Source organism: Bacillus sp. UMB0728 (genome assembly GCF_002858875.1).
Lineage (GTDB): Bacteria > Bacillota > Bacilli > Bacillales > Cytobacillaceae > Bacillus_AB > Bacillus_AB infantis.
The window spans coordinates 247780-268306 of sequence record NZ_PKLA01000006.1 but is presented as its reverse complement, the minus strand read 5'-3'; the positions used below and the strand labels follow the sequence as shown (position 1 = coordinate 268306).

The 20527-nt window shown below is 46.0% G+C and carries 18 protein-coding genes and 1 pseudogene; 14 read left to right on the top strand and 5 right to left on the bottom strand.

The features are described 5' to 3' along the window. The 4 genes and pseudogenes from CYJ37_RS27525 to CYJ37_RS22855 form a co-directional block, all read left to right on the top strand. Nucleotides 1-210: pseudogene (locus CYJ37_RS27525) on the top strand (hypothetical protein); the annotation flags it as partial. 430 nt (nt 211-640) lie between these two features. After that, nucleotides 641-1258, top strand: a complete 618-nt coding sequence (locus tag CYJ37_RS22865; protein WP_094769785.1) for an SLATT domain-containing protein — start codon at nt 641-643, stop codon at nt 1256-1258. A 12-nt stretch (nt 1259-1270) separates the two neighbouring features. After that, the gene (locus CYJ37_RS22860; RefSeq protein ID WP_094769786.1) at nt 1271-2590 is read left to right on the top strand and encodes a nucleotide-binding domain-containing protein; all 1320 of its coding nucleotides are present in this window, start codon (nt 1271-1273) and stop codon (nt 2588-2590) included. Between the two features lie 472 nt (nt 2591-3062). Continuing rightward, entirely contained in the window at nt 3063-4112 is a 1050-nt protein-coding gene (locus CYJ37_RS22855; protein WP_094770026.1) for an NAD(P)/FAD-dependent oxidoreductase, read from the top strand. A gap of 43 nt (nt 4113-4155) precedes the next feature. On the opposite strand, the gene CYJ37_RS22850 is transcribed toward CYJ37_RS22855, so the two are convergent. Both CYJ37_RS22850 and CYJ37_RS22845 read right to left on the bottom strand, forming a co-directional pair. After that, entirely contained in the window at nt 4156-5685 is a 1530-nt protein-coding gene (locus tag CYJ37_RS22850; RefSeq protein WP_101552083.1) for a PH domain-containing protein, read from the bottom strand. After that, nucleotides 5682-6176: a PH domain-containing protein gene (locus CYJ37_RS22845; protein ID WP_022543275.1), complete on the bottom strand. Its 495-nt coding sequence runs from the start codon at nt 6174-6176 to the stop codon at nt 5682-5684. Before CYJ37_RS22845 ends, CYJ37_RS22850 begins: the two co-directional genes overlap by 4 nt. Before the next feature lie 333 nt (nt 6177-6509). Between CYJ37_RS22845 and guaC the strand changes: the two genes are divergently transcribed. The 3 genes from guaC to CYJ37_RS22830 all read left to right on the top strand — a co-directional run bounded on the left by guaC (nt 6510) and on the right by CYJ37_RS22830 (nt 9315). After that, entirely contained in the window at nt 6510-7493 is a 984-nt protein-coding gene (guaC, locus tag CYJ37_RS22840; RefSeq protein WP_094767991.1) for a GMP reductase, read from the top strand. 132 nt (nt 7494-7625) lie between these two features. After that, nucleotides 7626-8159 carry a sigma-70 family RNA polymerase sigma factor gene (locus tag CYJ37_RS22835; RefSeq protein WP_101552161.1) on the top strand — a complete coding sequence of 178 codons (534 nt, stop codon included), beginning with the start codon at nt 7626-7628 and terminating at the stop codon, nt 8157-8159. Then, nucleotides 8143-9315, top strand: coding sequence for a hypothetical protein (locus CYJ37_RS22830; protein WP_101552081.1), 1173 nt, complete (start codon nt 8143-8145; stop codon nt 9313-9315). Before CYJ37_RS22835 ends, CYJ37_RS22830 begins: the two co-directional genes overlap by 17 nt. Nucleotides 9316-9347: 32 nt before the next feature. Here CYJ37_RS22830 and CYJ37_RS22825 read toward each other — a convergent pair whose 3' ends face one another. Then, nucleotides 9348-10556 carry an MFS transporter gene (locus CYJ37_RS22825; RefSeq protein WP_101552079.1) on the bottom strand — a complete coding sequence of 403 codons (1209 nt, stop codon included), beginning with the start codon at nt 10554-10556 and terminating at the stop codon, nt 9348-9350. A 182-nt stretch (nt 10557-10738) separates the two neighbouring features. Between CYJ37_RS22825 and CYJ37_RS22820 the strand changes: the two genes are divergently transcribed. Both CYJ37_RS22820 and CYJ37_RS22815 read left to right on the top strand, forming a co-directional pair. Then, nucleotides 10739-11263, top strand: coding sequence for a sigma-70 family RNA polymerase sigma factor (locus CYJ37_RS22820; RefSeq protein ID WP_101552077.1), 525 nt, complete (start codon nt 10739-10741; stop codon nt 11261-11263). Continuing rightward, nucleotides 11253-12563, top strand: a complete 1311-nt coding sequence (locus CYJ37_RS22815) for a DUF4179 domain-containing protein (RefSeq protein ID WP_101552075.1) — start codon at nt 11253-11255, stop codon at nt 12561-12563. Before CYJ37_RS22820 ends, CYJ37_RS22815 begins: the two co-directional genes overlap by 11 nt. A 42-nt stretch (nt 12564-12605) precedes the next feature. Here the strand turns inward: CYJ37_RS22815 and CYJ37_RS22810 are convergent, their stop codons facing one another. Together CYJ37_RS22810 and CYJ37_RS22805 are read right to left on the bottom strand one after the other, a co-directional pair. Beyond that, nucleotides 12606-13805 carry an MFS transporter gene (locus tag CYJ37_RS22810; protein WP_101552073.1) on the bottom strand — a complete coding sequence of 400 codons (1200 nt, stop codon included), beginning with the start codon at nt 13803-13805 and terminating at the stop codon, nt 12606-12608. Continuing rightward, nucleotides 13802-14278: a MarR family winged helix-turn-helix transcriptional regulator gene (locus CYJ37_RS22805; RefSeq protein ID WP_165352692.1), complete on the bottom strand. Its 477-nt coding sequence runs from the start codon at nt 14276-14278 to the stop codon at nt 13802-13804. Before CYJ37_RS22805 ends, CYJ37_RS22810 begins: the two co-directional genes overlap by 4 nt. A gap of 153 nt (nt 14279-14431) precedes the next feature. On the opposite strand from CYJ37_RS22805, the gene CYJ37_RS22800 reads away from it, so the two are divergent. The 5 genes from CYJ37_RS22800 to CYJ37_RS22780 all read left to right on the top strand — a co-directional run bounded on the left by CYJ37_RS22800 (nt 14432) and on the right by CYJ37_RS22780 (nt 20467). Next, nucleotides 14432-17629 (top strand): DEAD/DEAH box helicase, encoded by a 3198-nt coding sequence (locus tag CYJ37_RS22800; RefSeq protein ID WP_101552071.1) that lies wholly within the window; start codon nt 14432-14434, stop codon nt 17627-17629. Between the two features lie 34 nt (nt 17630-17663). Continuing rightward, entirely contained in the window at nt 17664-18338 is a 675-nt protein-coding gene (locus CYJ37_RS22795) for a YdeI/OmpD-associated family protein (protein ID WP_101552069.1), read from the top strand. A gap of 212 nt (nt 18339-18550) precedes the next feature. Then, nucleotides 18551-19090 carry a bifunctional transcriptional activator/DNA repair enzyme AdaA gene (locus CYJ37_RS22790; protein WP_180827428.1) on the top strand — a complete coding sequence of 180 codons (540 nt, stop codon included), beginning with the start codon at nt 18551-18553 and terminating at the stop codon, nt 19088-19090. After that, entirely contained in the window at nt 19087-19986 is a 900-nt protein-coding gene (locus tag CYJ37_RS22785; protein ID WP_101552066.1) for a DNA-3-methyladenine glycosylase family protein, read from the top strand. Before CYJ37_RS22790 ends, CYJ37_RS22785 begins: the two co-directional genes overlap by 4 nt. Then, nucleotides 19979-20467: a methylated-DNA--[protein]-cysteine S-methyltransferase gene (locus tag CYJ37_RS22780; RefSeq protein WP_101552064.1), complete on the top strand. Its 489-nt coding sequence runs from the start codon at nt 19979-19981 to the stop codon at nt 20465-20467. The genes CYJ37_RS22785 and CYJ37_RS22780 overlap by 8 nt, the downstream gene beginning before the upstream one ends. Nucleotides 20468-20527 lie beyond the last annotated feature (60 nt).

Below are 20527 nucleotides of genomic sequence, written 5' to 3'. Positions count from 1 at the left end.
ATCCATTATGATGATTTATGGCCAAATGTGGAATGGATTCATCCAACCGAGTTCCCTAATCTTGATTGGAAAAAGGTAGCAACGTTCATTGATATACATGAAGTTGGATTCACTGTAATAACTAATGATAATAGAATCAATAGTACAATAAAAATGTTAAATTACATTCCAAAAGAGTACGAAATTGACCTTGATAACTGTGATATTTGATTTCAGTGTTCTTAAAGTAAAGGGTGCTTATGTTCCAGATCAGCTGCTACACCAGGCAGCTTTTCTTATTTGATAAAAGGGGCAGGTTTGTTGAAGAACCAGATCCTAAACCTCCAGAGGAACATTTGGAGAGTCGGAACCAGGTGGAACCACTCCTGAATAGCAGGCATTTGGTCCTAACGAATTTTTTAACTTCTCTATTACAGAAAGTAATCAATTCCTTTTTAAAACCACCTAAGAAGGTATTCGGCTGCCTTCGGGTTAACTTCAAATAATTTTTATAACCTTGACGGCCTAATAAGCCCTTTTACAACAACCAGTATAGATAAAAATTCATTAATATTTAATAGAATATTGACAAGGTTACAATTGTAAATATTTGTTATAATAGATATATTATTCAAGGTACTGGGGAATAGGGAGGATTATATTGGACAAGAACAGCCTTTTAAAATCCATTGCGTTGAAAGGGTATGATGTAGGTTTCGGCGCAAAAAAGCATTTCGCAACTTATGATCTAGCAGCCAAAGCTCCCAACCTTTTTGCACTAGGAACTTTGACTGCCGGTGTCATTCAACTAGCTTTTGAGATAGAGGATGATATCAATAAAATACTTTCTGTCTTTTTGATTTTTATCGGTATTGTGACTATTTTTATCAACATATTTTCGGATAGAAAAAAGGAATATGAGGATGCAGGAGTCAAAATAAACCGGATTTATCAAGACTTACGCAATTTATATTTCAGTGTGCAAGGAGCAAATGAAACAGATAAAGAAGAGTTGGAAAGGCACGAAACCGAATACAAACGTTTGGTTGGAGAATTTAACAACACCGGCATTACACATCAAATGATGTTTAGTGATTGGTACGCACACTATAAGTTCTTCGTGCAATTAGAGACGGACTGGATAGAGGAACAACGTCCGTTTAAATTTCGAGATAAAGTTCCATTGGCCCTTAGATGGACTCTATATGCAATTGGAGCAGTTGTCCTTATAACAATTGTGACAATTGTTGTTTTATTTGTTCAAAATACATTTTTCTAATAGGGGGAAATAATGGGGATAGAAGCTGCTTTTGAAGAATTTGTAGAATATCTGCAGGATATCAAATTAGAGGATAAGGAAACCCGCCTAAAGAGAATTACCAAAAAGTTAAACAAAACCTATTATGAGGGAAATGACAGTGAAGTTGAACATTTCCTCTTAGTAGGGTCTCTTGGCCGCCATACAGCTATAAATGGTGTCAGTGATGTAGATGCTGCTTTTGTGCTTCCACGGGAGGTTTATAACCAATTTAATAAGCGAAGCGGAAATAAACAATCTCAATTGTTACAGGATGTCAAAAGCACGCTGTTGGAGCTATCTCCACGAACCATTATTCGAGGGGATGGACAAGTGGTGGTCCTTGAATATAAGGATTATGATGTGGAATTACTTCCTTGTTTTGAGTTGGAGGATGGTTCCTTTTTATACCCAGACTCCAATAATGGAGGACGTTGGAGGACTACTAATCCTCTTCCTGAAATCACTGCAAGTGAAATCAAAATTGATGAAACCAACGGCCACTTCAAAAATGTATGTAACTTGGTCCGAGCTTGGAAAAATCAACAAGGCTTCAAGATGGGTGGCCTGTTAATCGATACGTTGGTTTATAAATTTTTCAACCAAAATACCAAGTACAATGAGGCTGAGTTTTCGGATTATCCTCAGTTGTTGAAGGACTTATTTTATTTCCTTAAAGAACTGGATAAAGAGCAAGAATATTGGAAGGCTTTAGGCAGCAACCAGCATGTTTATAACAAGGATGGGAAGTTCGTCACAAAGGCCAAAAATGCTTACAATAAAATCAAGGATATTGGTAATGACAGTAATGAAATGTATGCCAAAATGCAAGAACTGTTTGGAACCAAATTTCCAAACCTTGTTGAAGAACAAGTTGAGAAAAGTCTTTTCACTCAATTTGCATCTAAAAATACAGAAGAGTTTATTGAAGACAGATACCCGGTGGATATAAGATATTCCGTTAGCATTGATTGCTTTGTATCGCAAGATGGATGGAGAGATAGAACCCCGCTGCGCCACTTGCCTTTCTTGAGAAGTGATAAACGATTGGAATTCTCCATCGAGCCGCTGGATGTAGATTGGGATTATGATGTTCTCTGGAAAGTTAGGAATGTCGGGGAAATCGCTCACCAAAGAGATAAAATACGAGGTGAAATAACCGAGGGAAACCTTGGGAAGTATCGTCACAAGGAAAGAACAGAATTCAAAGGCGAGCATTATGTTGAAGTGTACATTATCAAAAATGGGATAGTAGTAGCAAGGGATAAAATTGATGTTCCAATTAATATTGATAGGGCCCGTATTTCCGTATGATTAATATGATTGAATCGAAAGGCAGCTTGTATAGCTGCCTTATTTTTTGGGGAATGTATCGTAATTAGCTCTAGTCGATAGCCAATGAGCAATTAAATAAAGTACGAGATAAATGAGCTAAAGGTGCAACAGTCCAGTAATAAACGGCTAAGTTTGTGAAGAAATGCACTTAAACTATCGAGTGCTTTAGTTTACCAAGCAATTATTACAAAATGGAACTTCCAAAAATGAGGAAGTTCCATTTTTATTTATAATCTCAACATTGAACTTTAACAGTCTTATTTAAAAAGCAGAATGATACACCGATTAAACGGCCATGATTCCGGCCTGTCAATTATGCACCAGCCTGGTGAGACAGAAAAAAGAGAAACTGTGACATTTCGGATAAGTTTATTGTTGTGCTGGAGGGTAAAAAGGAGTATATTTAAATGAGAATGATAATCAATTCTATTGGTTATGAGGAGTGAGCGGAATGAATCAGCAGGAGATTTTTGATGTCACCATTATCGGCGGGGGGCCAGCAGGCCTTTATTCAGCCTTTTACAGCGGCCTCAGGGAAATGAAAACAAAACTGATTGAATTTCAGCCGCAGCTTGGCGGAAAAATACATGTTTATCCTGAAAAGATGATTTGGGACGTCGGCGGCCTGACGCCAACTCCAGGTGCAAAGCTGATTACACAGCTGGTAGAGCAGGGGCTGACCTTTGATCCGGAGGTTGTGCTTAATGAAAAGGTGGAAGCGATCTCCCGCGGGGAGGATGGAATTTTTGTCCTTTCCGGATCTTCGGGAAGGCTGCATTATTCAAGGACAATCATTGTCGCTGTAGGCAGCGGAATTCTGAATCCTCAGAAGCTGAACATAGAGGGCGCTGAACGGTTTGAGGTTTCCAATCTGAATTATACGGTAAAATCACTGCAGCATTTCAAGGATAAAACGGTCATCATTTCAGGCGGCGGCAATTCTGCGATTGATTGGGCGAATGAGCTGGAGCCGGTCGCACGCCAGGTGTATATCGCTTTCCGGAAGGAGAACCTTTCCGGACATGAGGCGCAGGTGTCCCAGCTTCTCGGGAGCTCAGCCATCTGCCTTGGCTGCACGTCTATCACAAAGCTGATTGCCGGTGAAAGCCATGAGGAGATTGAAAAGGTAGAGCTGACCAATTGTGAAACAGGAGAAGTTTCTTATCTGGATGTGGACGAAGTCATCATCAACCATGGCTATGAGCAGGATGCTTCATTATTGAAGAATAGCGGATTGAAGATTGATATTGCCCAGGATTTCTATATTTCCGGGAACAGCTGCAGTGAGTCATCCATTGAGGGTCTCTATGCAGCAGGGGATATCCTTCAGCATGAAGGCAAGCTTAACCTGATTGCAGGCGCGTTCCAGGATGCTGCCAATGCGGTGAACAAAGCAAAGCAATACATCCAGCCGGACGCCGGCAGGGCCGCGATGGTCTCGTCCCATAATGATGTATTTAAGCAGCGCAACCGCAAGATTGTCCAGCAGATGATTAAATAATAGACGTAAAGGCAGGTACCCTGATTTGGGCGCCTGCCTTTTTTTAGTATTCTTGATACTTGATTTCCGTTCCTCTTCCCACATACCATTCATAGAAGTCTGCCGCCATTTCTTTCGGCACATCATCAAGGCTGGAATGGAGGACCGGCTTGGCTCTGTTGACGGTTTCAATTGAAGCGAGTCCGAGCCACTTTTGAAAAAGATTGCTTGTTACGCTGACCTCGATCACCTTTTCCCGTTTAGAAATGAACAGTGAAGTGGATAGGCTTCCGGATTTCATCTGGATGAACTGACTGTTCAGAGTGTATCTTGTATTCCAGTAATCCAGGATTCTCAACAGGGCTATGATGATTAGGAGGCCAGCAGAAACGAACAGCCAGGCTCTCTCTGTATCAAGGATTTCAGGCTTGAACCATGCCAGCCCTGCAGTGGCCAGAATCCACACCCAGCTTGGCTTTAACAGGCGGATCCAGAAAGACTTCCCTGGCAGCCGCTTCATTTCCCTGGTGACCTCGTATTGCGGCAGGATTTCAGAAATCATTTCATAGGCTCTTTTAACAGGGAGGAACGGATACAATGTGCTGATTTCAGGCGAATCCTCACCGAGGCTTACACCGCCGGCGCTTGTCAGCTTTACTTCTGCAAGTCCCAGCAGCCTTTTGATGGGCGGCTGTTTCACCTCAATAGCCTGCACCCTCTCTTTTAAAATGGAGAATCTGGATTCATCGAGCACTCCCTGGACGATATAGATCCGTTCCTGATCTGAGGAAATTTCATATTTCCCGTATTTAAGATAAGTCCTTGCCACTCCGATCCCGGTCGAAACGAGCAGCAGAAGGATTAGGATGCCAGCAAGAAGAAGACTTGAACCCATCAATGCGGCAAAAAGGCCCTGGGCCTGCTCATCCAGGTCAAATACTTCATCGATTTTAAAATAAATGGACACAATGGCGGAAAAAAGGACAAGAAAGCTGAAGGAAGTGAATGATGCTTTAAGGATGTCCTTTTTTCCAGGGGTAAAATGGACGATCCTCCCGGCAGGAAGCACAGGCTGTGCAGTTTGCTCGTTTCCGGCTTCCTGGCCAGCCGGAGGAGCGTCCGCCGGATCCACAAGTGAAATGCCTTCCTCCTGCGGACGGGAAACATGTTCTTCCAGCTTTTCAGCTTCTTCCTTTCGGATGACCTTGAATTCAATCGCTGAATCTGCGCCTGTCATTCCTGTTTCAAACCGGATTGAAGTCAACCCGAATATCCGGTGAAAAAGGGAGGTGCGGTAATTCACATTCTGTACCTTTGAAAAAGGGATGGTCTGATTCGATTTGGTAAAAATCCCTTCTTTTAAATGAAAGGAACTGCCGTCAAGCTTATAGGTGCTTGTCAGCCATTTCAGGACAATTGAAACAGCGGAAACAGCCATGAAAAGGAAGAATACCAGCCTTCCGTATTTAACATACGCAGCATCAGAGCCAAATTTGATAACAAACAGAAAGAAAACGATGAATATGGAACCCTTCACCAGCTGGTAAAGATTCATCAGCATGATAAGCGGGTGATGGCGTTTTTCCTCGATCATTGTTCCACTTCCTTTATTTTGGCGAAACGGGCAATCGTATCCCGCAGCTGCATAGCCACTTCGTCAGGCAATGCAGGAATAGTGTGGGAAGAGCCCATCGTTTCAATCGAGATGGAATAGAGGCCATATCTCCTCATCAATGGTCCCTGGCTGGCAGATACAGATTGGATTTTTGTCATAGGGACCAGCTGGTGCTTCTCGGTAATCGCCCCGAACTTCAGCTTCAGGAATTCCTCGTCCACTCCATACCGCCAATTTTTATAAAGCAGCATCGGCCTGATGATCGACCAGGGAATAGAGAGAACTGTAATCACCACTAACCCAATCAGAATCCACCCGATCCACTCTTTCCATGCAAAATAATGATCCAGATACAATAGTATGCCGAGAACGGCGAAGGCAATAATGTCGCCGATCATATCGGCCGTAATCCAAACTTTTACCGCGTTTTTTGATAATCTGTTTTGAGGCGGTGCGATCCGCGATTCCAAAAATACCACTCCTGAAAACAATTTAATAGAAAGATTAAGTCCTTATGTTACTTACGTCGAAGGTTCTCATAAAGATTCATTTAATTTTGCGGATAAGAGGGGGATTTCTAGTTTACAGCCTGTTTCACACGAAAAATGGAATGTATCTGTTTTCAAAAGATATTTCACTTGTAAAATACGAACATTATTATAAGTTGACTTTTTATCGTTCGTGTATTAAACTCTTTAATGGGTTGGGGCAATAAATGCCCGCCGAATAATAATAATAGTGACTCTGGATGCTTCCGAGGAAGCAGGACCTTGATTTTATACACATATAAGGAGTGTTTACTCATGGATAATGTATTTGATTACGAGGATATTCAATTAATTCCGGCAAAATCAATTGTGAACAGCAGGACTGAGTGTGATACAACGGTTGAGTTTGGAGGACGCACCTTTAAGCTGCCGGTTGTGCCTGCCAATATGCAGACAATTATTGATGAGCGCATTTCCATTCAATTAGCAGAAAAGAATTATTTTTATATCATGCACCGCTTCCAGCCTGAGAAGCGCCTTGCATTTGTAAGGGATATGAAATCACGCGGATTATATGCGTCAATCAGCGTCGGTGTTAAAGAGGAAGAATACACTTTCGTTCAGCAGCTGGCTGAGGAAAATCTGGTTCCTGAATATATTACAATCGACATCGCCCATGGCCATTCCAATGCAGTGATCAAAATGATTCAGCATATCAAGCAGCTCCTTCCGGGAAGCTTTGTCATCGCAGGAAATGTCGGCACGCCTGAAGCAGTCCGTGAGCTGGAGAATGCGGGTGCTGATGCAACGAAAGTTGGAATCGGGCCAGGGAAGGTCTGCATTACGAAAATCAAAACCGGCTTTGGAACCGGCGGCTGGCAGCTGGCGGCATTAAGATGGTGCGCCAAGGCAGCAAGCAAGCCGATCATTGCGGATGGGGGCATCCGCACACATGGCGATATTGCCAAATCAGTCCGTTTCGGCGCTTCTATGGTCATGATTGGTTCCCTTTTTGCGGGACATGAAGAATCTCCTGGAGAAACAGTCGAAGTCAACGGGAAGCTGTACAAAGAATACTTCGGATCTGCTTCCGAGTTCCAAAAAGGCGAAAAGAAGAACGTGGAAGGCAAGAAAATGCACGTTGAATACAAAGGTGCTTTAGAAGATACGCTGATCGAAATGGAACAGGATCTACAGTCCTCCATCTCCTATGCGGGAGGAAACAAGCTGTCCGCCATCAAGAATGTGGACTATGTTATTGTCAAAAACTCCATCTTCAATGGAGATAAAGTATACTAATCAGCAAGCCGCCTGTCCTGGATAGGCGGTTTTTTGCTGCATTCAGAGGATAAAAATGAAATAAGAGAGACTATTTTTGAAACCAGAACATGTTCGGAATTGTCTAACTGCCGGGAAGAAGGGGGGAAGGAATTGGAGAAAATAGAAAGAGACCAACTGCTTACAGAAGCCATGGATGCATATGGGCATTATCTGACACGGCTCGCTTATGCCTTCGTGAAAGACGAAGCGAAAGCTGAGGATATCATCCAGGAGGTATATATCCGCTATTATCTGAAGCTGGAACAATTTGAAGGCCGGTCCAGCGTTAAAACCTATTTATACAGAATGACCGTGAATGAATGCAAAAACTACCTGAAAAGCTGGTCTTTCCGAAAAATAGATCTTTTTAATAGAAAAAGTGTGATGCCTTCATCCCATTTTAACCCTGAAGAGGAAGTGCTGAGGCGGGAGGGGGAAAGCTGGACTTTCCGGCTGATCGACAGGCTGCCGGCCAAATATAAGGAAGTCCTTTGGCTCCATTATTATGCAGAGCTTTCTGTAAAGGAGATCGGGGATATTTTGAAGTGCCCGGCCAATACGGTGAAAACCAGGCTGGCCAGGGGAAGGAAAATGGCGCGGCTGACAATGGGAGAGGAGGAGATTGAAGATGCCAAAGAATATTAAAAAGGAACTTGAGGACAGCATCCCGGATCATATCACCATGTCAGGCAGGCAGAAGCGGACAATTTTAACAAAGGCAGCCAAACGCCTCGAACGCAAGCCCCGACGCAGCAGCAGGCTCATTCTGCCCCTTGTCAGTGCTGCCGCTATCCTCGGGCTGTCGGGCATACTTGCCGCACCCTATGTCCAGGAGCAGCTGGAAGAGAATGAAGTACGGCAGCAGCTTGAAGATTCTTTAGAAAAAGTGACGGTTCCAGATGCAAGCTATCCTTCTTTAATCAACTCTAAATATATTGGGGACACCAAAGAGCTGGTCTACACAGACGGAAAAGGGTTCTATTCCTTTAATAAGGAAACGAAAACAACAGAGACGCTGGTCAAGCCGGAAGAGGGGGCAGGCTTGTATGAATTTGCTGTGGATGCCAATTGGCTTGTGTGGAACAGCGGGGTAAAGGGTTATGCATTAAATCGGCAGACTCAGGAAATGGAAGAAATTCCAAACGAGTTATTTGGTGATTATCAGGTTTATGGAAACCTGTTGAGTTATCTTTCTGTAGGTACTGACGATCAATTCACCGGATATAAACTGCTGGATTTACTGACATTGAAAGAAAGTAATTTGCATGAGCTCACAGGAGAAGGCACAAACAGCCAGACATCCCTTGATGACGGACATATTGTCATACCAGAAACCATTGTGGGAGATGGTGAAAAAAGTATTCTTTTTACCCTCTATGACTTGAAAAGCGGGGAAGAGAAAAGGGAGTTCACAGTTCCCTATGACCGGGCTGTGAATGTAACACTGACGGATGAGAAAATCTATGCGGAGCTTTACAATGACGAGGGGCCCCCGGTTTTGGCGTATATCAGCCTGGATGACGGAAAGCTCCACAAGGTAAAGACTCCTCCCTTCGATGCTTATGCTGTATACGAAGATTACCTGGCTTTGAGTATACCGGAAAAAGAAGATTCAAATTCGGTCAAACTGTACAGGGTCATTGATAATCGTGCAGCGGCCCTGCCTTCCTTCGAGCATGTAGAAGAACGGCTGGTAAAACCGAGGTTTACAGATGACGGGGTGCTTGTGGTAAACGGGGAAGGCGAGGACTTTTCTATGTATCTATTGGATACGGGTAAGGTCGAGGCAAACGGAAATTAAAAAACGGCACCCATCTAGGTGCCGTTTTCTGGTTATCCGGCTTTCTCAGCCAGCTCCATCCCGTTTTTCAGGCTCTTGAACCTCAGGTAAAAGGCGCATGTCATGAACAGGGACAAGGCCCCGAAGATGACGCTCATATACTGCAGGCCGACCGCATCAAGCAGGAACCCTGTCATAAGGAGGACGATCTGGAAGACCAGGCGGTCGAGCATGTTCCGGAAAGAGAAAAAGCGGCCATGGAAATCCTTTGGCACCCGTGTCTGGAAGATGGTGGCTGCAGTCGGGAAGAAGCAGCCGACCGCAAAACCGAAGATCAGGAATGCCAGGACAGACAGAACAGGTATATCAGCAAAATAAAGGATCAGCTGCGATATGCCGATGATAAAGGAAAAGAAAAACAGGATGCTGTATGGCGAGCTTTTGCCGCTGATTTTTTTTACCGCAAAGGCGCCGAGCATGAAGGCGACTCCCTCAGCAGTATAAATCCACCCTTTAATGGCCGAGCTGTCCTGAAGCTCGCTGATATTGATGACCATCAGGTTAAATCCGCCAAGAAATAACAGCGGGACAAGCGTCAGCACGAGTGTCATGAATACAATCGGAAGCCCCTTGATGACAGGGAAGACCTCTGAAAATCCTGCAGGCTTCTGTTTGGCATCTTCCTGCTTCTCCGGCTCCTTTTTCTCCTCAAAGCTCAGGAAGCATGTGAGAAGGAATAAGCCCAGATAGGCAGCGAGGGACAAGAGATACAGCATGGATAAAGACATGATGACCAGGAATACCCCGGCAACGGCAGTTCCAAGCACACGTGAAAGAGTGGATACATTCATGTACACGCCGTTCAGCTGCAAGAGATCTTTCTCGCCGACTACCATCGGGATGGCTGCCTGGAGGGCAGGGAAATAGAAGGCAGCCGAAATCTGCAGGCAGACGAGGAATACGACCATCCACCAGACTGAGCCGGTGTGGATGGCGATCAGCATAAATACAACGCTCACAGAGCGGGCGAAGCCGGAAACAAGCATGACGGTTTTCTTGCTTGCCTGATCTGTAATCCTGCCGGCTGCAGGACCGACTGCAAGGCCGGCAAGCAGACCTGCTGCAAGTATTAAAGATTTCAAGAAATCTGACGGCACTTTTTCCTGCATAAATTCAAGGTTTCCGATAATTCCGAGCCACAGGCCGAGCCCTGCAATGAACTCCCCTGTCAGTAAAATCCACACATTCTTATTTCTCCACATATCTGCAGCCTCACGTTTCTGAATTATTTCGTTTCTCTAAAGATACTACAGAATTGAAATTTAATGAATGGGTTTACAAAAACTTCTTGCTTTATACAAAAATAAAGAAAAAATTAGAAATGGAAGTCTTTTTGCGCTTGTGCCCTGTCTAACAGATAGAAATAAAAAAAGGGGGTATCTCCTTGGATACAGCAAAGTTCATTAAGAAAGCCAGGAAAGGGGATGATGAAGCTTTTTATGAGCTGATGCAAGCGCACAAAGTGCAGCTGCTCAAAATTGCCTATTCTTATTTAAGAAACGAGGAGGAGGCGCTTGAAGCCCTGCAGGAGGTCACATTCAGGGCATACCGGTCCATCCGCAGCCTGAAACAGGCAGATTATTTCTCCACCTGGCTGATCCGGATCATGCTTAACTACTGCCATGATCAAAGCAGAAAGAAAAAAAGAGCAGCACCTTTGGATCTTACAGAGTCATTGGCGGAAACATACAATTACAGCCAAGCGCTTGAAATTGAGGAAGCATTGGAAAAAATAGATTCAAAGTGCCGGGAAGTTATTATCCTGAAGTATTATCATGATATGAAAATAAAAGAAATCGCGAACCTGCTGGAAAGTCCGGAAAGTACCATTAAAACATGGCTGTATAAAGGGCTCAAGGCTCTTCGTGAGCAGCTGGGTGAAAGAGGTGAAGCCGCCAATGTTCAGTAATGAAGAGAGAGAGCTGGACCGTTCAAGGAAAGAACTCGACCGTTTGATGGTTTCAAATGAGCTGGCAGACCAGGCTATCATGGCTGGAATCAGGCAGGCTAAAGCGGCAGGCAGGAAAAGGAAAAAGTATGCCTCTCTTTTTACTGCCGCGGCCGCGGCTCTCATTTTGCTGTTTTCTGTTAAAGGAGGCAGCACGATGGCTGAGTATTTCTCTAGTTTGCCAGGCCTTGAGAAAGTTATGGAGCTTGTCAGCGGCGACAGAGGTCTGATGGCAGCAGCTGAAAATGAATATATACAAAAAATCGGAGCGTCTGCTGAACATAATGGCATAAAGGCAACCCTGGACTCCGCGATTTACGATGAACAGGCATTGATTCTTTTTTACAGCTATGAGGCCGAAAATAAAACTGCAGATGTTTACACGACAGATATAACCCTGCTTGACCGGGAAGGAAATAAGCTGCCATACCAAGCGAATCATGGGACTTTTTGGACTGCGGACAGAGAAGATTTGCATGAAATCCGTTTTCAGCTGGATGATGCGGCAGATCTTCCTGATGAATTGAGCCTTTCAATGGGGTTCACAGTGAATGACAGCCGCCAGTCTGAATCGGTCGTTCTGCCGTTTGCACTGGATAAAGAGAAGCTGGCTGAGAAAAAGGTGTACAGCCTGAATAAAACAGTAACGGTTGAAGGGCAGAAGATGACTGTAAAGGATGTCAGCATCTATCCATCACAAACAGCGGTGAGAATTGCTTTTGATCCGGATAATACGAAAAAAATCTTTGGGTTTAACGATCTCCATATCGCTGATGAAAATGGGGGCAAGTGGAAGGCCAATCATGTAAAAGATGAAAAAGTGAATGACAACGAAACAGTCATATATTTAGAAAGCAGCTATTTTGCAGATCCGAAAGAATTGTATCTGCGCTTCAACAGCATCCGTGCCCTGGATAAGGATGAACTCATTGTCCGGGTGAACCCCTCAGATAATAAAATCATAAAGGCGCCGAAGGATGGAAAGCTGAAATCAGCAAGTGTTTTTAAAGACGAGCTCCAGCTTAAACTGGAAGCACCTTTCAGCTTTTTGGATACAATGATTTTCATGCATGCAGCGGATCTGGAAGGCCGGACTATTGGAGAGGGGCTGTCTTTTGGGGCAGGCGGTTCGCCAGTCGATAAGGAGATCACCTATTATGTTCCGTATCCAAAGGAAGAAGCCGGTGATCAAGATATCCTTCTCGAGCTTCTTGACTACCCTGCATCCATCAATGGGAATGCAGAAATAAAATTGAAATAAGAAAAGGGGTATCCTCACATCTGAAGGATACCCCTTTTCTAATTACACTGCATCAGCAGCTGACCGTAAAGCATGATCTTTCCTGCCATGCAGGAAATAATACAGCACAGCAGACAACAGGATCAGTGCAGCCATCATGATATACAGGCTGCTGTAGCCTGTTATGGGAATGACGAGTCCAAGCAGGTAAGGGCCGAATCCAAGGCCGGCATCAAGGAAAATAAAGAAAGTTGATGTGGCCAGCCCCAGCCTGTGCGGAGCCGTCAGCTTGACGGCGATCGCCTGTGTGCTTGACTGCATATTCCCGAAGCCAAGGCCAATCAGGACGCCTGATAGGAGCAGGACAAAGCTTGACCCTGCTGTGCTTAACAGAATCATACCGGCTGCGAACAGGATGAATGCCGGATACATGATATAGTTGGCGCCCTTCAGGTCCATCAGGCGCCCTGTAAACGGACGGGACAGCAGGACGGCAACTGCATAGACAATAAAGAAAAAGCTTGCCGCGTCCACAAGATCAAGCTCCATCGCATAGAAATTGATGAAAGAAAGGACGCTGGAATAACAAAATGCGATTGCCAGGGTGATGACCGCAATCGGCAGCGCTTTTGGTTCCACAAAGTCCGAAACCCTGAAGCCTTTTGCTTCTGCACTCTTCGGAGAGCCTGTGACCGGCGGGACAGTGACAAGAAAGGCGGTCGCCAGACTTATAATCCCCAATGCCAGGCAAAAGCTGAATATCATTTCAAAGCTTGTATGCTGGCTCATATAAATCCCGATGAACGGTCCTACCGCTGTTGCCAGTGTCGCGCTCATGCTATAGTAGCCGATCCCTTCGCCTTTCCTGGCTGCCGGAATGATCTGTGCAACGATTGTACCTGTAGCTGTGCTGGCCATGCCAAGCGTGATTCCGTGAACGAAACGGTTGGCCAGAAGAAAGGCAACCCCGGCATGGACAAAATATAAAAGAGTCGTCAGCGTAAAGAAAACCAGTCCAATGAACAGCATCCTTTTGCGGCCGACCAGATCGATATAGCGCCCGATGAACAGCCTGCCGATGAGCGTCCCGATAATAAAGATCCCTGTTACTAGTCCGGCCTCGCTTGTCGATGCATCATATTCATTGACGGCATAGACAGAGATGGTGACCATCAGCAAGTAGAAGACAAGTGTTAAAAAAAAGTTGATGGAGGATACAACGATGAAGTCCTTCGTCCAAAGTTTTGCTTCTGAGCTGTTCAATGTGTTTCCCCCTGTTCCATTAAGTTGCTGCGTATGCCTTCCATGAGGCGGATGGCTTCAAGCTGTTCTTTTTCTGTAAAGCCTTTAAGGATTCTCTGCTCAAATTCATCAATGGTCAGCCGCACTTCACTGTACACTTTATGGCCGACCTCTGTGAGCTGCATCCTTTTTTCGCGGCGGTCTTTGCTGGGCACCTGCTCCACAAAACCGAGCTCCTCCAGCCGGGTGATCGTCCGTGTGACGGTCGGTTTTTCAACGCCCTGGTAATGGGAAAGCTCTACAAGAGTGGCTGAGCCAAAATTGGAGATATAATATAAAATCGTCCATTGCGCCCGCTGCAGCTGGTGCTGTGCGAGAAGCTGGTTAAGTTTATTTTCAAACGGACGGTAGAGCATCAATAGCTGATGAAAGAATTTCTGAAACGTTTTGATGGCAAACACCTCTATATAGTTATCAATAATAATAGTTACCATGAGTAACTATAACAATATAACAGAAAATGTCTGCTCCTGTCCAGAGACAGGCATATTTTTACAATTTTCAGGCAGGTCGGCAGGAAAGAGACATGGGGTTTTCCCTTTCTCTATGATAAAATTTTATTATCATAAATGGACGAGGGGATATAGTTGAACATTCAATTGGACAGCAAAAAAATAAAAGAGGCATGCGGGCTGGTTTCTTTTAGGAAAGGAGATACTTTTTTCCGTTCCAAAAAGGTAGTATTCAGCCGGTATGAGCCGGAATACTGCGAGGCAGATGTAATGGCCGCGGAGGATTTCCATGTGACGATCCAGGGGGACGGGAAAGGCGGCTATCATGCGGATTGCAGCTGTCCTAGGCTTGCTTCGGTTAAAACAGACTGCCAGCATATTGCCGCCGTCCTGCTGGCGATACTTGATCATCAGAAAAATGGCACAGCCCCATTGATGGATGCGGAAGGAGCGGGGCATGAGTCGCTGGCAGAAGGGCTGCTGACGATTTTTGAAAAAGAGCCTTCCCGCTCAAGCGGGGAACAGCTGCACTTCGAGAACAGGCAGCCTGCAGAAGCCTGCTTTACATGCATGCCGATATCTCTTGCGGATGGAAGCACCATGCTTGGAATGGAAGCCAGCATAGCTATGCACCCGGTCAGGGACATTAGGAAATTCCTTAAAGATGTAAAAGAAAGAAGCCAGAGTGCAGTTTCCCCCTTCTTTACATACGAACCTGCCGGGCATTATTTCCGGAAAGAAGATGATGCTGTTCTCCAGGAGCTGATGCGGATCATTGAGGATGAGCAGGCCCATAAAGAAGGACAGACTTTAGAAGCTGACGCGTCTATCCTGCTGATCCCGCCTACCTCCTGGAGGCGGCTCCTTTCCCTTTTAACAGCTGCCCCGAAGGTACAGCTCAAAAATGGCGGGCATGTATACGAAGGCATCAGCGTGCCGGAAGAGCAGCTGCCATTAACGTTCCGTTTTGAGCTGGACGAAAATAAAGGCGGCCGGCTTGTGGTGAAAGGCATGGACAAAATCTTAATTCTGCAGGCATATCAGTCTGTCTTGTACAGGGGTATGATCTATCAGCTTGAAAATGATGACTGCAAGCGCCTGGCAGACCTGAAGGGGATGCTCGCTGCTTCAGGGACGGACCGGATTCCCATCCAAAAGGATCAGGTCGGCTTTATGCTGGATAAGGTCGTACCAGGATTGAAAAAGCTGGGGGAAGTGCATCTCCCGGGCGGGATCAAGACTCAGCTCATCCAGTCGCCGCTGACAGCCAAACTCTACTTGGACCGCCTGAAAAACAGGCTCCTGGCGAGCCTCGAGTTTCAGTATGATAATGTCGTCTTTAATCCGCTTGAGGAGAAGGAGTTCCATACAGATTTCCTTCTGATCAGGGATGAGGAAAAAGAAAGAACTATCCTCGAAGTGATGGAGGAAAGCAGCTTTGCCAGAACCGACAGCGGCTACTATCTCCAGAATGAAGAGCTGGAATATGAATTCCTGTACCGGCAGCTTCCAAAGCTTCAGACGATGGTCAAGGTCTATGCGACAACCGCAATCAGGAACCGCATCTTCAGGGAAAGCATTCATCCGCGCATTTCCGTTAAAGTGAAAAAAGAACGGACCAATTGGCTGGAATTCAAATTTGCTATGGACGGGATCCCTGAGCATGAGGTTCGCGGCCTTTTGGCTTCGCTTGAGGAAAAAAGGAAATATTACCGGCTGCGGGACGGGGCGCTGCTCTCCCTTGAATCCAGAGAGTTTGATGAAATCAGACGGTTTTTGAATGAGGTTCCTGCCCAGGATGAGGATCTGGAAGAGGGGCTGAACGTCCCCATGGTCCCAGGGCTCCGCCTTATGGGATCACTGGAGGAAGGGGAAGTATTCAGCTTTGAAGAGTCTTTCCGGAACTTTATCGAGGAGGTCCGGACCCCTGGCAGCCGACAATTTGCCGTACCTGAAATCCTTGAGCCTGTACTGCGCGACTATCAAAAACAAGGCTATCAATGGCTGAAAACACTGGCGGTCTATGGTTTTGGCGGCATCCTTGCTGATGATATGGGACTGGGAAAGACACTCCAGGCTATTGCCTATATCCAGTCCGAGCTTCCGGCAATCCGGAGGCTGCAGCAGCCTGCCCTCATCGTATGCCCATCCTCCCTGACCTATAACTGGCAGAGTGAATTTGAGAGATTTGCACCGGAGATCAAGAGCATAGTGATGGACGGCAGCAAAGCTGAAAGGGAGAAGATGCTCGCAGAAGCAGGAGAGCTGGATGTCCTGATTGTGTCATATCCGCTGCTCCGCAAGGACATCAGCAGCTATGAGAAACAGCATTTCAGCACAGTCTTTTTTGACGAGGCACAGGCGTTTAAAAATCCTGTCACCCAAACGGCAAGGGCGGTTAAAAAGATCCAGGCAGGAAACCGGTTCGCGCTTACAGGGACACCTATTGAAAATTCACTGGAGGAACTATGGTCGATTTTTCATGTGATCTTCCCGGAGCTCTTCCAGGGGCTCCGTGAGTTCAGCTTTCTTGACAGGAAAACAATCAGCAGGAGGACCAGCCTGTTCCTCCTCAGAAGGTTAAAATCGGATGTGCTTTCTGAGCTCCCGGAAAAAACTGAATACCTTGAGTCAGCCGAGCTGCTGCCGGATCAGAAAAAGCTGTATGCCGCCTATCTGGCCAAGCTCCGCCATGACACACTTAAGCATCTGGACAAAGATACGCTCCGAAAAAACAAGATCAGGATCCTTGCCGGACTCACCAGGCTGAGGCAGATCTGCTGCCATCCGGCCCTTTTCGTGGACGGCTATAAGGGAAGCTCTGCGAAATATGAGCAGCTGCTGCAGATCATTAAAGAATCACGTTTGTCCGGCAGGCGGGTGCTGATTTTTTCCCAATTCACGAAAATGCTCGATATGATCGGAAGGGAATTGGCCAGGCAGGGCATCGGCTTTTTCTACCTGGATGGACAGACTCCCTCTGAGGAGCGGGTCAATCTGTGCGGGCGCTTCAACAGCGGTGAGCATGACTTTTTCCTGATTTCTCTGAAGGCGGGGGGGACCGGCCTGAATCTGACCGGCGCCGATACGGTCATCCTTTATGATCTCTGGTGGAATCCTGCAGTCGAGAATCAGGCTGCCGACCGGGCCTATCGAATGGGCCAGAGGCATAATGTGCAGGTGATCAAGCTGCTGGCCCGCGGCACCATTGAGGAGAAAATGAACGAACTGCAGGATAAGAAACGGAATCTCATTGAAGAGGTCATCGAGCCTGGCGGAAAAAGCGCGGGTATGCTCACAGAGGATGATATCCGGGAGATATTGAACGTCTGACAATTTTAAAAATAAGGACACAGGAGAAAAGCTTATGGCTAAAACAATCGCTGAAAAATTGAATCTATTAAAGTACAAAAAGGCAGCCGTTCTCCATATGCCTGAAGGAAAGAACTATTTACCTGAACTGGAGGGTTATAGTACCAGGCTTGCAGAAGGTACTTCCTACGACCTGGTTTTTGCATTTGTACTCGATATGCCTTCCCTGCAGGAAACTGTTTCTGAAATCATAAATGACCGTTATCTGGAGCCTGGCGGCTATCTGTACTTAGCTTATCCGAAAAAGGGCAATAAGGTGTACGGCAGTTTCATCCATCGTGATGAACTGCTCTCGGGCCTGGGAGCTGATGAGGATGGCTATGTTAACGGTAGCAGCATCAAATTCTCCCGGATGGTAGGGCTTGATGAGGTGTTTACGGTAGTGGGGCTTAAAGAAGATCCGGACGGAAAAAATAAAGCCTCTGCCAAGGCAAGCCAATGTGTGGATGATTATATCGATCAGATTCCTGAGGTAGAGGAAGATCTAGAAGACCGGCCTGATCTGCTCTCATTCTACCAGTCCCTTACCCCGGGATACCGGAAGGACTGGGCCAGGTATGTCTACAGCGCCAAGCAGGAAGCAACAAGGGATAAAAGGCGGGAAGAGATGAAAATGATCATGGCGGAAGGATATAAAAGCAGGGATTTGTACAGGAGAGACCGTTCGTAAGAATCTCACGCTGTCTGTACTGCCTAAAAGCAGAAGGCGGACAATAATTGTGTTTTCCTGTAAGCCTCCGTACACGGCTGATGATTTGCAGAGCATGGACCATAACAGCAAGATTGAAGACGAAACCGGCAGCTTTATCCTGTAAAATGGCCATACAAAGCAGATGGACAGGAGGGAGTAGGTTGGAGAAGGTTTCTTTGTCTTTTGAAGAGATGTGGGAAAAAATCCTGGCATGTGACCGGACATATGACGGCCTCTTTTTTACAGCAGTGAAAACAACCAAAATCTATTGCAGGCCATCCTGCCGGTCAAGGAAGCCGAAAAAGATCAATGTTGAATTCTATTTTAGTAAAGCGGAGGCGGAGCGGAAAGGCTATCGGGCCTGTAAAAGGTGCCAGCCGGAAGTGGAGCATTCCCCTCAAGTCGGGCTGGTCCGGAAGGTCGTTGCTTTTCTGATCAATCATTATGGGGAAAAAGTGACGCTGCAGGATATTGCGGAGGATGCAGGGATGAGTGCATTCTATCTGGAACGGTTATTCAAAGAGGAAACATCGGAAACACCGCGCGAATACCTGGAAAAGGTCCGGGTGGATAAAGCTGCCCACCTGCTGGCTCACTCCGGGCTGACGAATTTGGAGATATGCTTTGAAGCAGGATTTCACAGCCCTTCAAGTTTTTATAAAAGCTTCCGGAAGTTGAATGGCTGCACGCCAAGTGAATACCGGAAACGAAAGCAGGTGCCTCAGGAATGAGGTGGAAAGACGATCAGTCTTCAATGGAGCTGGAGCTGCCTGCTCATTTTTCTTTCAGTGAAGCCCTCATCTTCCTGGGCAGGTCAAGCCAGGAGATCCTCCATTATGTTGAAGGTTCTGCAGTTTTTAAGGGGATTATCTTTGATGGGGAAGTGATCCTTCTGAAGCTAAGCTCTACAGAAACCCATCTTCAAGCGAGCTTTCTGCTTGGGCCTCCATCCCATAATGGAAGAAAGAAGGCAGCAGCCTTTATTGAAGAGTGGCTTGATTTAAAGCGTGATGCAAGTGGTTTTGTAAGGATGGCCGCCCGTGACCCGCTTCTGAAGAGTCTGGCCGAACGGTATGCCGGACTGAGGATCATAGGAATACCGGATTTATTTGAAGCGCTTGTCTGGGCGGTCATCGGCCAGCAGATCAATCTCACCTTCGCCTATAAGCTGAAAAAGGCATTCACCGAAAAGTATGGGTCATGCTTTCCTTATGAGGGCAGGTGCTTTTGGTTATTTCCTGAACCAGGGATGATTGCTGCCCTTGAACCGGAAGAGCTGAAGCAGCTGCAGTTTACAGGCCGGAAAGCAGAATACATTATTGGGATTGCAAAGCTGATGGCAGAAAAAAAGCTGAAAAAGGATGATCTGTTAGGCCAGCCGGGGGCAAGGGATGTGCTGATGTCTCTTAAAGGAGTCGGGGCATGGACCGCAGATTATGTAAGGATGAAATGCCTGCTTGACCCTGCCGCTTTTCCAATTGGGGACGCAGGGCTTCAGAACGCCTTAAAGCTGCAGATGGGCTTAGACAGAAAGCCGTCTATTGAAGGAATTGAAAAAGCCGCAAGCCGGTGGGCAGGCTGGCAGGCTTATGCAGTCTTTTATTTTTGGAGGTCTTTATATGAGTGAAGTATATCGGGCTGATTACGAATCGCCGATCGGCACCATTGAAATTGCCGGCAATGAGCAGGCTGTTGTCTCAATATTATTTACAGATCGTGAAAAAGCGGAATACCCTCTGGAAAAATGGTTTCCTGAAGCCATTAAAGAATGCTGGCAGCAGCTGGACGAATATTTCAAAGGGGAGCGCAGAGAATTTACTTTTCCATATATGCTGCAGGGGACTGATTTTCAGCAGCGTGTCTGGAATGCTTTAACTTCCATTCCTTATGCCAGCACAGGCACATACAAGGATATTGCCTCCCTGATTGAAAACGAAAAGGCGGTAAGGGCAGTAGGGACAGCAAACGGAAGAAATAAGCTGAGCATTGTGCTCCCCTGCCACCGGATCATTGGCACAAATGGGACGATGACCGGCTATGCCGGTGGGATATGGAGGAAAGAGTGGCTTTTGGAGCATGAGCGGAAGCATTTCAGCAAAAAGAGCTGAGAAAAAGCTGTCCGGAAGTCTTGCGCATTATGTTAATATTTTGAAAATAATGTTAATATA

What these genes read in the sequence shown, in the direction of transcription:
- CYJ37_RS22855 (WP_094770026.1), top strand. Translation starts at nt 3,063, where the DNA reads ATGAATCAGCAGGAGATTTTTGATGTCACCATTATCGGCGGGGGGCCA.
- CYJ37_RS22785 (WP_101552066.1), top strand. Translation starts at nt 19,087, where the DNA reads ATGAGGTGGAAAGACGATCAGTCTTCAATGGAGCTGGAGCTGCCTGCT.
- CYJ37_RS22790 (WP_180827428.1), top strand. Translation starts at nt 18,551, where the DNA reads ATGTGGGAAAAAATCCTGGCATGTGACCGGACATATGACGGCCTCTTT.
- CYJ37_RS22860 (WP_094769786.1), top strand. Translation starts at nt 1,271, where the DNA reads ATGGGGATAGAAGCTGCTTTTGAAGAATTTGTAGAATATCTGCAGGAT.
- CYJ37_RS22830 (WP_101552081.1), top strand. Translation starts at nt 8,143, where the DNA reads ATGCCAAAGAATATTAAAAAGGAACTTGAGGACAGCATCCCGGATCAT.
- CYJ37_RS22815 (WP_101552075.1), top strand. Translation starts at nt 11,253, where the DNA reads ATGTTCAGTAATGAAGAGAGAGAGCTGGACCGTTCAAGGAAAGAACTC.
- CYJ37_RS22850 (WP_101552083.1), bottom strand. Translation starts at nt 5,685, where the DNA reads ATGATCGAGGAAAAACGCCATCACCCGCTTATCATGCTGATGAATCTT.
- guaC (WP_094767991.1), top strand. Translation starts at nt 6,510, where the DNA reads ATGGATAATGTATTTGATTACGAGGATATTCAATTAATTCCGGCAAAA.
- CYJ37_RS22780 (WP_101552064.1), top strand. Translation starts at nt 19,979, where the DNA reads ATGAGTGAAGTATATCGGGCTGATTACGAATCGCCGATCGGCACCATT.
- CYJ37_RS22825 (WP_101552079.1), bottom strand. Translation starts at nt 10,556, where the DNA reads ATGTGGAGAAATAAGAATGTGTGGATTTTACTGACAGGGGAGTTCATT.
- CYJ37_RS22795 (WP_101552069.1), top strand. Translation starts at nt 17,664, where the DNA reads ATGGCTAAAACAATCGCTGAAAAATTGAATCTATTAAAGTACAAAAAG.
- CYJ37_RS22805 (WP_165352692.1), bottom strand. Translation starts at nt 14,278, where the DNA reads ATGGTAACTATTATTATTGATAACTATATAGAGGTGTTTGCCATCAAA.